Below are 16,429 nucleotides of genomic sequence, written 5' to 3'. Positions count from 1 at the left end.
GGCGCGCCGCTGCGCCCGGGCGCGCCTCCACAGGGGGGCGGGGCACGGGGCGCGCGCCCGCCGCGGCCGGACCCGGGGCGGGCGGCCCCCGCCGCCGGTGCGCCCCCCGGCGGTGGGGGTGGGGCGTTCACCCGCACGCGGGGTCGGGCCCGTCGATCCACCCCGGCGGTGTCGGGCGATCGGCGTGCCCGTCCCGGTCGTACCGCTCGGCCCGCCGCCGGGTCGCGGCACGCGCCCGTGCCTTGAGCGCCCGGCGCTCCTCCCGGCGCGGGGCAAGGGCACGTCACGACGGTCGTGCCGCTCGGCCCGCCGACGGCTCGCGGCACGCGCCCGTGCCTTCCGCGGCCGGTGACTCCCCCGGCACGGGCAAGAGCACGTCGAGATAAGACATCCACCGCCCGCTGCGGGATGCTCGACCAGGCGCGCTGGTGCGGGAAGTTCCCTTGCGAACGGGAGGAGCACGACCGTGGACGTGATCTCGGCACTGACTGCGACAGGTGACGACGTGGACCGGATGGTGGCCGACCTCGACCCCGGGAAGTGGTCGCTGCCCACCCCGGCCGTCGGGTGGACGATCAAGCACCAGATCGCGCACCTGACGACGATCTTCTCGCTGGCGGGCCTGTCGGCGGCCGACGGCGACCGGTTCACCGCGCTGCTGGCCACCCTGTCCGACGACTTCAACGCGAACGTCAACGCCGCCATGGCGCCGCACCTCACGCTCGACCCCGACGCGCTGTTCGCCCTCTGGCAGGAGACCAAGAGCCGGACCATCGACGCGCTGGCCGCCGTCCCCGCCGACCAGGTGGTGCCGTGGCTGGTCAACCCGTTGCCGCCCGCGATGCTGGCGAGCGCCGGGCTGATGGAGCTGTTCGGCCACGGGCAGGACATCGCGGACGCGCTCGGGATCACCCGCGAGTGGGACGACCGGGTCGGCTTCCTGGTCGCGTTCGCCGTGCGCACCAAGGACTTCGGCTACCTGGCGCGCGGCGAGCAGCCACCGACCGAGGAGTTCCGGTTCGAGATCACCGCTCCGTCGGGCAAGCGGTGGGACTTCGGCCCGGAGGACGCGACCCAGCGGATCAGCGGGCCGGCGGTGGACTTCTGCCTGCTGGTCACGCGGCGGCGGCACCACCGGGACCTGGCCGTCACCGCGTCCGGCGACCTGGCGACGCGCTGGTTGGAGATCGCGCAGGCGTACCGGGGTCCGGCGGGCGAGGGCCGCGCGCCCGGCCAGTTCGCCCACTAGCCGGGCAGGGAACCGCGATCACCCGCCCTGGTCCGCAGCCGGCACGAACCCGCCGTCACCGCCCCGGTCCGGCGCGTGGACGCCGACCGGGCGGTGGCGCGAACACCGGGCGGGCGACACCCCGGCGGCGACGGCACACCCACCCGCCGGCCACAGCAGACCCGGGTTCGGCGCGCTTGCCCGACGGGCGCGGCACACCCGCCCGCCCGGGAAGTCACGTCTTCTCATCGTCCTCGGGGCGCACGTACTTCCGCCCGATCTCCACGGTGAAGTCGTACCCGGCCTTCCTGGCGAACGCCCGGAGCTTCTCGGCGTCCCTCTCCACGTCCTCGTAGGTGACCACCACGTCACCCTTGATCCCGCCGAACACCCCGTAGTTCAGCACGACCTTGTCGACGTCCCGCCACGACAGGTCGCCGTGGATCTGGGCCTCGACGTACGCGCTGAGGTTCGCGCCGTCGCGCTCGACCTTCGCGGCCTGCTCCTCGTCGAACTCGAAGCCGGTGGCCTCGGCCGCGGCGAGCCGGGCGATGTCCAGCTCGGTGTAGGCGAAGACCGACTCCGGGTGGTCGGCGCCGACGAAGGACACCGCGGACTGGAGGAAGTCGACGCTCCAGCTGTCGCCCGGCGTGCGGGTGGTGCGCCAGTCGATGTCCCGCTTCCAGTACACGACCGACGAGCCGTACCGCGCGCTGACGCCGAACGCCTGCGACGCCCCGACCGCGGCGGCGTACTTGGGCATCTCGCCCGGTTTCAGGTAGTTGGGGAACTCCGCCTGAAGCCTGCGCCGGTAGACCGCGGCGTCGGACGTGTCGTCCTCGTCGAGCGGCGGCCCGACCGGTTCGCGGGCGAACGCGCCGTCGCCACCGCCGATGAACTTGAGCGGGGTCCCGTCCGTGCGCTTGAGCGCGAACGCGTACCCGAACCGCTCCTCCACGCCGCCGCGCGTGCGCAGGTTGGCCGACGCCTGCGACGTGCCGGTCTCCCAGACGTTGCGGAACAGGCCCTCATCGTCGGCGATGAGGAGGTCGAGCAGCGTGGCCCCGGCCACGACCCCGTCCCGGTTGCCGCCGGGCGGGATGGACAGGAAGAAGTTCGTCGCGAGCCGTCGCTCCCGCAGGGACCGGAGGATGGCGGGGAGGTGCTCGGACCGGTAGTGCGTGCCGAAGGTCTCGTTCAGCTTCCTCAGGCGGGCCTCGGACTCGCGCAGGGCTTCCTCGCGTTGCAGTTGGCCCTTGCGCTCCGCCACGACCAGCGCCCAGACCTGGTTGGGCGTCAGCGTGCCGTAGAAGTCGGGTCGCAGCTCCTGCAGCGCCTTGATGTCCATCAGGTCCCGCGCGCTCGCGACCATGCGCTGGACGCCGGTCTGCATCGGGTTGTCCATCGGCGGATCGGCGAACGGCATCGGCGCGGCCTGCGGCGGCGTCCGCCGCTCGGAACCCTCGCCGCGCAACTGCGCCAGCATGGGGTCGTCCCGGTTCGCGTTCGCCGACTCCTCCCGCATCCAGAGCTCGCGGGCGGTCCGGAGGTCGTCGGCCACGTTCACCGGCGTGGCTTCCTTCTTCTTGCGCTTCTGCTTAGTCAGCCGCACGTCGTCCGCCGGGCTGCCCGGCCGCGCCGGTTCCTTGCCCTTCTCCCGCTTCTTCTTCTTTCGCGTGGTGGTGGACGTCTTCTTCCTCGAGGGCTCCATCGCCGCCCGTCCTCTCGTGTTCAGGCCGCCGCGGCCCGGTAGGCCAGCACCAGGCCGAGGCCGGTCAGGGCCTCCTTGTCACCGTCGAGCACGAAGGTCCAGCCGCCGCCGTCCACGCGCAGGTCCGGGGTGAGCAGCAGCTTGCCCTCGGTGAGCGCCATCGACCGGTCGCCGTCGACCGTCAGCCGCGGCGCGGCGCCGTCGGCCGTGCCGTAGCGGGGGTAGATGCCGATGATCCGGTTGCCGGTCAGACCGGGCAGCAGGTCCGCGGTGATCGGGAGGGTCAGCCGGTCGCCGTCGCCGTCGACGAAGTCGCGCCACTCGTCGGGGAACTCGGTCGCGACGTCGAGGAACCGGGCCGCCGGGTAGGGCTTGAGCATGCCCTTCACCACGTTCGCGAACAGCTCGCCGCCCTGTGCGGCCGTGTACCGCACGGTCAGCAGGACGTCCCGCAACCGGGTCGCCCGGCGCCCGGTCAGCTCCAGGCGCCACGTGGACACCGCTCCCGTGCCCTCGAACGGCAGGTAGCGGGCGTCGTCGTAGCGCAGCTCGAACAGCCCGTTGTTGTCCTGCTCGCCGGGTTGGGACAGCGCGATCTGCTGGCCGGCCCGCCAGTCGACGCGCAGGGTGGCGGGCAGCGGCTCCGCGGGGTCGAGCAGGTGCCGCACCGCCTTCGGGTCCGGTTCCAGCACGGTCTTGTGGCCGAGCTGGGTCAGCGTGGCGTTGGGCTGCGCCGCTTCGCCGTCGTCGTCCACGAAGGTGACGGTCAGGGTGCGGATCTGGCGTCGGAAGTGGCCGGGGAAGTCGCGGTCGAACAGCTCCTCGGGCAGCGTGAACTCGCACGACCCGCTCGTGGCCAGCCGCAGCGCCGCCGCCGGCTCCAGGTCGAGCAGCGACACCTGCTTGGTGATCTCCAGGTCGCGGGCGGCGGTGTCGGCGTAGAGCTGGTTCAGCCGGTCCAGGTCCACGCCGAGGCTGTCGCCGGCGAGCAGGCCGGCGCGGCGGCTGTCCCAGTGGGCCGGGCGGATGACGGACGCCTCGGCGTCGCCCAGGCCGCGCTCGAACCGCAAGGCCCGTTCGGCGGCCTTCGCGGTGTCGTGCGCCAGCGAGTACGCCTGGAAGTACAGGCCGGACAGCCGGCCCGCCATCCACCCGTACAGCTCGACGTTGGTGAACTTGTCCTTGAGCAGCGCGCCGACGGCCCGGTTGTGGGTGATCTCCTGCGCGAGGACCTCGGCCTCGCGGCGCGCGACCGCGAGCTGCTGCTCGGCGGCGGCCACCTGGTGGTTGATCTGGGCGAGGTCGCCGGTGGCGTTGGCCAGCTGGAACTCCCACTCCTGGCGGGTGCGTTCCTGCTCGGCGCGCACGCCGAGCAGTTCGCCCGTCACGCTCAGCCCCTCGCCGAGCACCTGCGGCATCTCGGAGCCCTTGTCGAGCACGTTGCCCAGGTGGTGGCCGCCCCACGTCGAGCCGACGCTGAACGGCCCGACGGTGGCCTGCGGCACGGCGTGCGCGATGGCGGCGCCGACCTTGAGCAGGCCCGAGGTCAGGTGCAGGGCCGCGGCCGCGCCCATCGTCCCGAGCTGGGCCTGTTCCAGCGGGGTGAGGCCGGTCGCGATCAACTGCTGGTAGTGGGCGATCCGCTGGTTGGCCGCGTCACGGCTCGCCTGCAGCTCGCGCAGGGTCGCCGCGGCGGCCTCGACCTGGGCGTCCCTGATCGACCGCGTCATGTCCAGCAGGACGCCCTCCTGCCGGTTGTGCAGCAGGCCGAGTTCCTCGGCGTCCCGCCGCTCCAGCACCGAGAGCAGGTCGCCGCCGAGCTGGCGGAGCCGGTCGGCCAGGTCCTGGGCCCGGCGGAAGGTCGCCTCGAACCGGTGGTGCGGAACGGTCGCGGCGACACCGGCGGCGACCGCCTGGTCGACCCCGACGCCGGCGGCCACGCTGCGGACCAGGTCCATCGGGTCGATCGGCGGCTCGAACAGGGGCAGCGGCAGGCTGATCCCCAGGATGTTCAACGAGTCCCTGATCTTGCGCAGCCGGTCCTCGACCCGGTCCCAGTACGCGGTGAACGCGCTGTTGTCCGGGATCCGGAAGTAGCGGTTCGCCACGCCGGCGTGGACGCCACCCGGTCCTTCCAACAGCGCGCCGCCGCCGGTCAACTCCGCCAACAGGTCCAGCTCGCCCGGCTCGTCGTCCAGCTCCCGGTAGGTGCGCGACGGGCTGAGCGGCGCCTTCCCGGGCAGCTCGGGCCGCAGGCCGAGCAGGTCCCAGGCGAAGACGTAGAGCATCCGGGCCTCGTCGATGCTCTCCCCGGTGTACTGCCGGAACAGCATGTCGCCCCAGTCGAGCAGGTTGTCGAGGTAGGCCATCACCACCGCGCGGCGGTAGGCCACCGGGCGCAGGTCGGCGATGGCGTGCGGGTCGAACGGGTCGTCGCGGTAGGCGTCGACGAGGCTGTCGCGATCGCCCACCAGGTCGTAGTACCGCCGGAGGTCCGCGATCAGCGCGGTGCGTTCCTGCAACTGCTCGACGGCCTGCACGACGCCCCGCCACAGGGTGCGCTTCGGTTCGCGGGTGCGCGGCGTGATCCGGGCCTTCGCGGCGGTCACCGCGTCCGCGAGCAGCACGTGCAGCCGCGAGGACGCCAGCCGGTCGAGCACCGCGAGTTCCCCGCCGTCCAGCGGGCGGTTCTCGCGGAACGCGGGCGTCAGCCGCTCCAGGTCGGCCAGCACCTCGTCCAGCTCGGCGGCGAGGCCCGCCGGCTCGTCGAACCCGGCGGCGGCGAGCCTGCCCGCCAGTTCCGCGAGGTCGCGCCGCGACCGGTCGGCCAGCGCGGCGAGGTCCACCGCGAGGAACGGCAGGAACCGCCAGTACCGGTCGGGTTCGGTGGGGTCGAAGACGTGCTCGTACCACTGGCGCGCGTCGGCGAACCGCTGCGCGGCGTTGAGCGCCTGCGCGATCAGGACGGGCGCGTGGAAGAAGATCTCCCAGTAGTACAGGCCGTTGGCGCTCTGGAAGTCCAGGTGGGCGCTCGCGGGCAGCCGGCCCGGCACGACCCGGTCGTCGCGGAGCCGGATGGTGTTGCGGTCCGACCGCTCGGTCGAGAACGCCGGGCGCTCGTCCAGCTCCTGACCGGCCGGCGCCAGCAGGGCCGCGACGCCGCCGCCCAGCAGCCGCTGGTTGAGCTGCGCGGCCGTGCTCGTGGTCAGGCGGACGACCTCGATCGGCAGCGCGGCCCGCTCGAACGGCCGGGGCACCGTCGTCGTGGTCGGGTAGCCGAGGTGGTTCCCGCCCGCGAACAGGTACAGGCACCGGTCCGACTCGCTGTCCAGCACGCCGGTGACCTCGGCGAAGTTCTCCGGCAGGTCGCCCCAGTTGCCGTCGACCGGCGCGAAACCGGTGACGTCGGTCAGGCCGGACGACAGCCGCGCGTAGAACGCGCCGCTGAACGCGTAGCGGTGCGGGCCGCGCCGGAACACCGCGGTGATCCGCTGCGCCAGCGGTTCCGGGTAGCCCTCGTCGACCGTGTCCGGCACCGGGCCGCCCTGGGCGGGCAGGGTGTAGCGGACCAGCTGCCGGCCGCTGGTCAGGTACAGGTGCGGGCCGTCGAGGTAGGCCGAGTCCACGGTGGTCAGCCCGCCGGTGGTGGCGCCGCGGGCCAGGTCCCGGCTCGGGAAGCTCGTCTCCACGACCTTGGGCTTGCGGGGCGGCCGGCCCTCGCCCGGCCGCTCGACCTCGACCCGGGTGCACGTCAGGGTGGCGTCGTCGAAGTACCACGACGTGTCGCGGACCCGCAGGGCCGCGCCGATCCTCGCCCACGTCGGGAAGTTCTCCCCGCTGTCGGGGAACCTGCGCGCGTGGCCCTCGTCGGGCGCCCCGTAGTGGTTGCCGGTGTACCGGAGGTACTCGTCGCCGACGAACACGTAGGTGAGCCGGCGTTCGGCGTCCACGATCGCCGCGTCGAACCGGGTGAGCCCGGAGCCCGCGCCGAACAGGGCGGTCGCCGGGGCGCCGAGGTCGTCGCCGCGCTCGATCCGGCCGCCGCCCGCGGCCGAGTGGAACCACTCGACGCCGTTGAGGTCGGTGAACGCGGCGTCGACCCGCGCCCACGCCGGGAATCCCTCGTCGTTGGTCAGGAGGTCCTTGGGGTACCCGGGGTCGAGCGCGCCGAACACACCGCGGTAGCGGAAGTACTGCCCGCCCGAGAACACGTAGGTGTGCTCGCCGTCGGGGTCGCGGCGGTGCAGGACGGCGTCGACCAGGCCGGTGCGGGTCAGGTGCGTGACCGCGCGCCCCCAGCGGTCCGCGGTGGCGCCGGCGTCGCCTGGCCTGCCGTCGGTGATCCGGAGGTAGCGGTGGGCCTCGTTGTCGAAGAAGTACCGGACGCCGCCGGGCAGCTCGACCGCGGCGTCGACCCGGGTCCACCCGGTCAGGCCGAGGTCGGCGAGCGGGCGCGGCACGACGGGCTCGGCCGGCGCCACGACGGCCGGGCGGCACAGGAAGCTGCCGCCCTTGTGGTCGATGCTGAACCAGGGGCCGTAGTCGCCCCCGCTCGGGCTGGTGAACCGCACCAGCCGGGGCCGGTTCGCCGGGTCCGCGCCGGCCGCCGCGTCGAGCTCCGCCGGGGCCAGGACCTCGCGGAGCGGGTCGGTGGCGGCGGGGCCCGCGCCGAGGGCGGGCACCGGCAGCACCTCCTCGACCAGTTCCGCGGTCAACGCGGACGCCTGGACGTGCGTCGCCCTGGTCAGCACCGGAGGCGCGCCGGGCCCGCCCGGTGTCGTCGTGATCACCGAGTAGGTGCAGGTCACGGCGATCGACTCGGGGTCGTCGGAGTGCCGGCCCGCCACCTCGACGGCCAGCCGCACGTCGTGGATCGTGCCGTCGCCGCGGGTGTCCATGGCCAACGTCTGCGCGGGCACCCACTCCCCGGCCAGGTTGTAGAACGAGTAGTGGATCCGGACGTGCTCGGTCGCGGGCGGTGCGGTGACCTCCTGCCGGTCGCCCTGGTCACGGGTGGCCAGCGTGGTTGTGGCCGGTGTGGCGGGCGGGACGGTCTCGACCGTGGTCCAGAACACGAACACCCGGTTGAACGCGTGCACCGGGTGGACCTCGTCCGCGTCGATCTGCACGTCGACCTTGAGCCACGGCTCCCACGAGCCGGTGAGCTTGTCCGCGCTGCGGAACCGGGCACGCCGGTAGTAGTAGCGCCGCGGCTCGGTCCGGGTGCGGCCGAACAGGACCAGGTCGCGGGTGTCCTCGGCGCCCGCGGTGTAGACGTGGCCGCCGGCGATGGCCAGGCGGGACACCTCGGTGTACTCGTCCAGGTAGCGCTTGTAGGCCAGTTCCACCGACGCGGGCGTGACCTCGCCCTGGAGCAGGTCGGCCTCCAGCGCCTCGAACGCCGGGGTCTTGCGGTCCCGCAGCTCCGGGCGCAGGTAGTTCTCCGGGTACAGGAAGACCTTGCGGTTGGCCTCCCAGACCCGGTAGTTGCGCATCCAGGTCCACCACGTCCGCAGCCGGTCGCGCACCTGCCCGCCGACGGGCGTGACGTCCTCCAGGTCCAGGAAGTAGCGGTGCAGGAACAGCTGGGTGGCCGCGATGGCCTCCCGGATCGGGGACGTCGTGCCCCGGCTGCCCATGTCGACGTCGATCAGGAACCGCTCGAACAGCTCGCGGGAGGTGTCCGCGCCGGTCCTGGCGAGCACGGCTGCCACCAGCGCGTCCCGTTCGGCCACGGCCAGCTCGTCGTGGACCTGGCGGGAGAGCACCGCCCAGTCCTGAGGGCTGTGCCGGCGCGCGAGCAGGTCGTGCAGCAGCGCGGCCGCGGCGGCGTCGGAGGGCCGCTCGCCGTGCAGCCCCGACCAGACGTCGAAGACCGCGGCGGGTCCCGCGCCGAGCGCGTCGGCGGCGGTGAACACGTCGACCAGCTTCAGCACCGTCTCCAGCTCGACCCGGTCGTCGTCGGGTGCGCCGGTGCGCAGGGCGCGACGCCTGAGCAGCCAGCGCACGTCCTCCACGTCCCAGCCCATGATCTCGGCGAGCTGCAGGTGGGGGTCGGCGACCGCGCCCGGCCCGGTCGCGACGAACTCCGCGAGCCCGTCGCGGGTGCGGGCGAGGTCGGCGAACCGGGTGATCGTGCGCAGGTCCTCGAACCGGTAGTCCGCCCAGGCCGACCACCGGCGGTGGAACGGCTGGGGGTAGGTCCGGTCGACCTGCCGGTGGTCGCCGCCGGAGTAGCGGACGTAGCGGTCGCCCCGGCCGAGGTAGGTCCGTCCGTCGAGGACGAACGCGACGTCGACGCGCTCCTCGATGTCGGTGGGCAGGTCGCCCCAGTCGTCGCGCACCGTGCGGGGGAACCCGTCGTCCACGTGGCGGAGGTCGTCGCCGCCGTAGCGGGCGTACTGCCCGTCCCGGAACACGTGCAGGCCACCGGCCGGGGCGACGAAGGCGGCGTCCACGCCGGGGTTGTCGGTGAACGCGTTGCGGACCCGGCCCCAGACGCCGGCGATCGGCCGGACCTCGGGCGCCCGCACGTCGATCCAGTGCGGGCCGGCGAAGAGGCGCACGCCGCCGTCGGCGCCGCGGAACGCCGCGTCCACGCCGTCGCGCAGCGGCTCGGGCAGGGCGTCCAGGCCCAGTTCCCGGGGCAGGGAGGTCTCGATCGCGCGCGGGTAGCCCTCGTCCGCGAACGCCAGGTCGCCGCCGGAGTAGCGCACGTACTGGTCGCCGCTGAACAGGAACGTGCGGCCGTCGTCCACCAGCGCGGCGTCGACCCGGCCGCGCTCGGCGAGCGTGTTGCGCACCCGGCCGAGGCCCAGCCCGGCGGCGTCGTAGGTGGCGGTCAGGGTGCGTGAGACGACGTGGCACTCGCCGCCGACGAACAGGTGCGCGGTGCGCCGGTTGGCCACGACGGCGTCGACCACCGCGCCGGCGCCCGCCTCGACCCGGGCGGCCACCGCGTCCTCGAACGAGTCGGGCAGGTTCGCGAACGCGTCCTCCTCGCGGAGGTTGTCCGCGATGAGCTTGGGGTAGCCGGGGTCGGCGTGGCGGTAGGCGGTGCCGGTGTAGCGGACGTACTGGTCGCCGGAGAACAGGAACGTCCTGTCCCCGGCGACGAACGCGGCGTCCACGCGGCCGCCGCCGGCCACGAAGTTGTTGCGCGACCGGCCCCAGGCGTCGCGGATCGGGCGCGTCGGCGCGACCGCGCCCCCGGTGACGCGGGTGAACCGGTCGGCGAAGAAGAGGTAGGTCGCGGCGTCCGACCCGAACGCGGCCGGCGCCGTGAACGCGGCGGTCACCGGTCCGGGCCAGTCGCGCTCGACGCCGGGCCAGAGCCTGCTCACCGGTCGGGCGGGCGACCACGCGCCGGTGACCTCGTGCCGGGCCAGGTACTCGTCCCCGGTGATCACCAGCATGTTCTCGCCCTCGAACAGCACCGCGTCGGGCGCGGTGAAGCCGGCGGGCCGCAGGTGGGCGGGGACGTCCCAGAACGTCGCGTCGGCGCGCAGCGGGCAGCCCTCGTCCGGCCGGGTGTAGTCGGTCCCGGAGAACACCAGGTAGCGCTGGGCGCCCTCGGCGTCCGGGTGCTCGAACACGTAGGTCAGGCCGCCGCGGACGTAGGCCAGGGTGACGCCGGTCAGGCCGGCCCAGTGCTCGGCGATCGACCGGGGCTCGCCGACGATGTCGGCGTCCGCGGCCCGCGGGCCTTCGTAGACCACGAACTGGTCGCCGCTGAACACGTAGGTGCGCCCGTCCCGCCCGACGAACGCGGCGTCCACCCGGTTGTCCTGCGCGATGGTGTTGCGGCCGCGGCCCCAGTCCTCGGCCAGCGGGTACTCCCGGTTCAGCCGGACGTCGAAGCACCTGGTGCCCTTGAACAGGTAGGTGTTGCCGTCCGCGCCGCGCAGCACGGCGTCCAGGCCGGTGCGGAAGGCGGCGGGCGCGGTGCGCAGGACCCGCGGCCGCGCCGGGGTCTTCGTCACCGTCGTGCCCTCCAGGGCGCTGTAGCGCCGCCAGCCGTCCGGTCCTTCGGCGAGGACCGCGCCGTCCTCGACGAACGCGCACCGGACGTCGTCGAACCCCGGGTAGCGGCGGTGCAGGGCGTCCGACACGGCGTGCCAGCGGCCCGCGACCAGCAGGTAGGCCGTGCGCCGGTCGGCGAACGCGGCCTCGACCGGGCCGGTCAGCGGTTCGGGCAGCCCCGCGAACCGGGGCTCGTGCCGCAGCGACCCGATCGACCGGGGGTGGCCGTCGGCGACCGTGGCGAGGTCCGCGCCGTCGTAGCGGACGTACTGGTTGCCGCTGAACAGGTACGTGGCGGAGTCCAGCACCAGGGTGGCGTCGACTCGGCCGTGCCGGGCGATGGCGTTGCCCACCCTGCCCCAGAAGGCGGTGTTCGGGGCCGGGTACCGGTCGTCCACTCCGGTGTGGTCGGCGCCGGAGTAGCGGACGTAGCGGGTGCCCGAGAAGACGTAGGTCCGCCCGTCCCGGCCGACGAAGGCCGCGTCGACCCGGTCGAACGGCAGGCTGTCCCACCGCTCGGCCAGCGGTCTCGGCTCGGACCACCAGCGGCGCTTGGCGTCGAACACGACGTACCGGTCGCCGGAGAACAGGTAGGTCCGGTCGTCCCGGCCGGTGAACACCGCGTCCACGGTGGTGAACCCGCCCTCGGGGAGGTTCCACCAGTTGTCGGCCAGCGGTCGCGGGTAGCCGGCGTCGGGCGTGGCTTGGTCGCGGGTCGAGTAGCGGACGTGGTACTGGACGTCCTGCTCGGGGTCGGCGTGCACCTCGATCCGGTCGGCCGCCCGCCGCAGGACGAGCTTGATCCCGCGTTCCGCCTCCAGGCGCCACCGCGGGGCGGAACCGGTGACCCGCGTGTCCGCGCCGACGCCGATCCCGCGCTCCCGGAGCAGGTCGCGCAGCGCCCGGGACACGACGCCGGCGGCCAGGTCGGGCTCGTGCTCCGGCGGGAGGTCGAACAGCAACCCGCCCGCGCCGAACAGGTGCGTCGCGCCGTCCAGCACGAACGACGCGCCGACGCGGCGCAGCCCGCCCCAGTCCGGGGCGATGCGCCGCGGGTGGCCCAGGTCGACCGCGGCGTAGTCGGAGCCGGAGTACCGCAGGTACCGGTCGCCGCTGAACAGGTAGGTCATCCCGTCGAGGCCGACGAACGCGGAGTCGACCACGCCGTCGGCCAGCGTCGGCGCCAGCACGCCCCAGCGCCCCGCGGTCGGGCCCGGTCGGACCGGCGCACCGGTCCCGCCCGGCTCCAACGCGACCGTCCGGCCGTCCTTGAACAGGTGCACCACCCCGGACGGCTCGGCGAAGGCCGCGTCCAGCGCGCCGTCGAACCCGACCGGCACACCGGGCAGGTGGGACTCGATCGCGCGCGGGTAGCCCTCGTCGACCAGCACGCCGTCGTTCTCGATGCTGTCCGAGTAGCGCACCACCTGGTTGCCCGAGAACAGCACGACCGACGACGCCTCGGCGTAGGCGGCGTCGACCCGGCCGGTGTCGGCCAGGGCGTTGCGCACCCGGCCCCAGACCTCGGCGGTCGGGCGCTCGCCGAGCACGTCGCCGACCGCCAGGCAGCGATCGCCCGAGAACAGGTGGGTCGTGCCGTCGCGGTCCTGGAACGACGCGTCGACCGCGGTCCGGAACCGCTCCGGCAGCGGCGTGTGCCGCCCCTCCCCCTCCCACCACTCGCCGATCGCGCGCGGGTAGCCCTCGTCCACGAAGGCGAGGTCGGGGCCGGAGTAGCGCACGTACTGGTCGCCCCGGAACAGGTAGGTCCGGCCTTCGTCGTCCACGAAGGCGCTGTCGATCCGGGCCGGTTCGGCGTCGAAGGCGTTGCGGACCGCGCCCCAGACCTGCGGGCGGCGGTCCCAGTGCCCGGCGCCGGGCGCGCGGGTGAAGGTGTGCGACCCGGCGGCGTCGTGCCCGACGAGCCATTCCGTGCCCTGCGCGTCGGTGAAGGCGGCGTCCACGCCGAGGAGTCCGGCGAACCGGGGTGACAGCTCCGCGAGCGGCGCGGACGGCCCGGTCGGGGTGTCGGCGCCCTGCGGGTAGGCCCACCACGCCGTGCCGTGGAACAGGTAGCGGTTGCCGTCGGCGGACTCCAGCAGGGCGTCGACGCGGTCGACGCCCGCCGGCAGCACCAGCGGCTCGGGGAACTTGCCCGCCAGGTCCTGGTCGTGGAAGGCGACGCCGATCCCGGTCGGGTCGAGCCCCAGCCGGGCGGCCAGCAGGGCGAACCGCCGGATCCGGTGGTAGGCGCGGCGGCCGGCCGAGCCCGCCGCGGGCAGCACGTCGAACGCCTCGGCCACGCTGCCGCAGACCCCCGCGCACAGGGCCTCGACCGTGGCCGCGCGGTGCCCGGTCGCGTCCGCCAGCACCCCCAGCAGCGCGTCGCGCTGCACGCCGGCCCGGGCGGTGAGGGCCGCGGTGACCTCCTCGCCGCCCGCGAGCAGTTCGCGGGCGGCGGTGTGCAGCAGGGCGAAGACGTCGGCCGCGTAGTCCTCCAGGCCGGGCAGGGTGTAGCCGAGGGCGTTGGACGGCGTGGCGAACCAGGCCAGCCGCTCCTCGGGCACCGCGAGGTCGTCGTGGAGGTCGCCGCGGGCGACGAGGACGGCGACCAGCCGGGCGGTCTCGTCGGCGTCGAAGCCCAGCCCGGCGAGGGCGTCGAGGTCGAACCGGTAGGGCCGCTGGTCGGTCAGCACGGTGGCGATCCGGCGGGTGATCGCGGCCAGGTCGCCCGCGGGGAACAGCCGTTCCCAGGGCGAGCCGGCCGGCGACACCACGTTGTCCGGGTCGGCGAAGAAGGCCCGGAGCTCCTCGGGCACCACGTTGTCGTGGAGGTAGGCGCCGGCCAGGGCCTCGGCGACGGCGCGGGCGGCGGCGTGGTCGGCGATCTCGCCGAACCGGTCCGCGTCCACGGTGAGCGCGGCCGTGCGGGCCGCGGCGAGCTGCCCCTGGACGGCGCGCAGGACGGCCGCGCGGTGCGGGTGGAACGTCACGGCGAGGCCGAACCCGTCGAGGGTCAGCCGGGCCAGCGCCGCGGGGTCGACGTAGTTGTCGTCGCCGTCGACGTAGCCGTTGAACCGCAGGCTCTCCAGCAGGTCGGCCCGTTGCCGCGCGGTGAGCGCGATGTCGGCGAAGACCTCCGGGTCGACCGGGACCGGCTCGGTCCGCGCGCGGTCGGCGAGGTCGCGCAGCAGGTCGAACACGTCCGCCGCGACGGCGTCGAGGGGCACGTCGACCGCGAACCCGGCGGCGTTCCCCCGGTCGGCGAAGAACTCCGGCGCGCGGACTTCGCCGGACGGGTCGAGGTGGCCGAGCACGACCAGGTTGTCGTACAGCTCGGCCCGCTGCTCGTCGGTGAGCCCGCCCAGCGTCGTGAGGTCCGAGGGGTAGAGGGCCGCCGGGTCGGCCGCGCAGCACTCGGCGACGAGGGCGAACAGCGGCTCCCGGACCGCGGAGAAGTCGGTCGTGAGCCGGAACCGCGCGGCCGTCGTCGGCAGCCGCTCGGGCAGCAGCGTCCCGGACGGGTCCAGCAGGCCGGTGAGCACGAGGTTGGTGAAGACCTTGCCGGCCAACGGCGCGGCGAGCCCGAGCCCGCGGAAGTCCTCCTCGGTGATCGCCGCCAGGTCGGTCACCGCGTCGTACGCGGCCGTCCCGACCAGGGCGGGGTCGAGCCGCAGCACGCGGTGGTCCCGGGCGACGACCCCGTCGGACTGGACGAGCACGTCGTGCAGGACCTGGGCGGCGCGCTGCCCGAACCGCTCGGACACGAACAGGTCGGGGGTCAGGCCGACCTCGTCCAGCGCGTCGTGCAACCGGGCGCGGACCGCGTCCCAGTCCTCGTCGACCTCACCCGGCGCCGTGCGGCCCAGGACGTCGCGCAGTTCCGAGCCGTCCACGCCGAGCGCCCGCATCCACCGCACCACGCCGAGCAGGAGTTGCGCCAGGCACAGGCCCGAGCCGACGTCACGCGCCTCCAGCAGCGCGTAGGGGTCCGCCGTGGGCGGTTCGGTGTCGAGCAGGCCGCCGAAGGCGCTCGCGCGCACGCTCAGCGGGTCGTTGCCCAGCGCGTCCAGCACGTCGAACAGCTCGGTCGCGGTGACGTCGAGCGCCCGGGTCAGCCGCCCGACCCGGTGCAGCAGGGACAGCGCGTCCAGGCCGATCCCGTCGCGGTCGAACGGGCCGGAGCCGGCCACCGTGCCGGGGTACCGCTGCCGCACGCGCCGGACGGTGGTGACGAGGTCCGCCTCGGACAGGCCGACCGCGCGGCCCACGCGGGCGCGGTACTCCTGGTTGCGCGGCGCGAGGACGTCGCCGGGGGCGCCGAGCACGCGCACGCCGTCCACCGGCGGGGTCGCGGGACCGGCGATCACCGTGCGCTCGGCGGCGAACGGCTCGTTGAACACCCGCTCGAACAGGTCGCCGTCGAGCGGCCCCGCGAGGGCGGTGACCACGTCGACCGGGAGGTCCAGGGCGCGGTGCAGGTGGACGACGACGGCCAGCACGCGCAGCGCGGCCGGGTCGATCCGGTTGCCGCAGCAGCGGCGGAGCACCACGTCGGTCTCGGGGAGCGTCAGACCGGTCCGGCGCGCCAGCCGCACGAACCTGCCGACCCGTTCGAACCACTCCGGCGGCACGGGCGCGGAGCCGTCGCCCCACACCAGTCGCCGGCCCCCGGGGTCGAGGGCCACCCGCGGCCCGCCCTGGTGGACGAACGCGTCCGCGCCCAGGGTGACCAGGGCGTCGAGTTCGGTGGCGGTCAGCCGCGTGGCGCGGACGAAGGCGGGGACGTCCTCCAGATCGGCGAACGAGCCGTCCACGCCGTAGTAGTTCGCCAGCAGGTCCGCGGGGTCGGTGACGACCGTGGTCACCAGCGCGACGTCGGCGGCGGAAAGACCCAGGAACTCGCGGGCGACGACGTCGCGGTCCGACCGGCGCGCGAACAACTCGTACAGCTCGACCGGGCCGACCCGGAAGTGGCGCAGGTAGCGGCGCACCTTTTCCCGGTCCAGGTCGAACGGGAGGGCGAACGGGAACTTCAGCCGCGTCAATTCCGCGTGCGCGTCCGGGCCCACGACCGCGGCGAGCACCCGGTTCACCACGTCCAGGTACGGTAATTCCGTGTAGGCGTGTTCGCCGTCCAGCGGGATCGTCGCGATGTCCGGCCGCCGGTCCGCGCCGGTGAGCGGGTCGCCGGCGAAGTTGTCGTCGATCAGTTCGAGCAGGTCGGCCAGGTAGGCCGCCGGCGAGTAGACCGAGCGCCCCTCGTCGACCGCGCGGAAGTCGAGCGCCCCGAAGAGCTGCTCGTAGGTCGGCAGGGAATGGTCACGACGCACAGCGGCCCCCAAGGTTGACTACGTCGGCAACGGTGATCGGCCACGACGGCGCGGCCGGGCGGGAATCACCGGGAAGCCGCGCCCGGCCACCGGTTCGATGCGATCCGGGACCACCCGGATTCCGGCGGTGGATCC

General features: G+C 74.3%; 3 protein-coding genes. 1 reads left to right on the top strand and 2 read right to left on the bottom strand.

Translation table 11 applies throughout. The annotated features are described in order from the left end of the window. Nucleotides 1-466: 466 nt before the first annotated feature. Nucleotides 467-1,249, top strand: coding sequence for a TIGR03084 family metal-binding protein (locus ACFXGA_RS29660; RefSeq protein ID WP_378093497.1), 783 nt, complete (start codon nucleotides 467-469; stop codon nucleotides 1,247-1,249). A gap of 214 nt (nucleotides 1,250-1,463) precedes the next feature. Here ACFXGA_RS29660 and ACFXGA_RS29655 read toward each other — a convergent pair whose 3' ends face one another. Further along, complete coding sequence (locus ACFXGA_RS29655; protein WP_378093495.1) at nucleotides 1,464-2,939, bottom strand: hypothetical protein; 1,476 nt, start codon at nucleotides 2,937-2,939, stop codon at nucleotides 1,464-1,466. 20 nt (nucleotides 2,940-2,959) lie between these two features. Further along, a complete protein-coding gene (locus ACFXGA_RS29650; protein WP_378093493.1) occupies nucleotides 2,960-16,294 on the bottom strand; it encodes a hemopexin repeat-containing protein in 13,335 nt (4,444 codons plus the stop codon). Between the last annotated feature and the right edge of the window lie 135 nt (nucleotides 16,295-16,429).

It is taken from the genome of Actinosynnema sp. NPDC059335 (assembly GCF_042752395.1).
Classification (GTDB): Bacteria; Actinomycetota; Actinomycetes; order Mycobacteriales; family Pseudonocardiaceae; genus Actinosynnema.
Note: the sequence above shows the minus strand (reverse complement) of the source record. Positions and strands in the feature narration are given on the sequence as shown.

What these genes read in the sequence shown, in the direction of transcription:
- ACFXGA_RS29655 (WP_378093495.1), bottom strand. Translation starts at nt 2,939, where the DNA reads ATGGAGCCCTCGAGGAAGAAGACGTCCACCACCACGCGAAAGAAGAAG.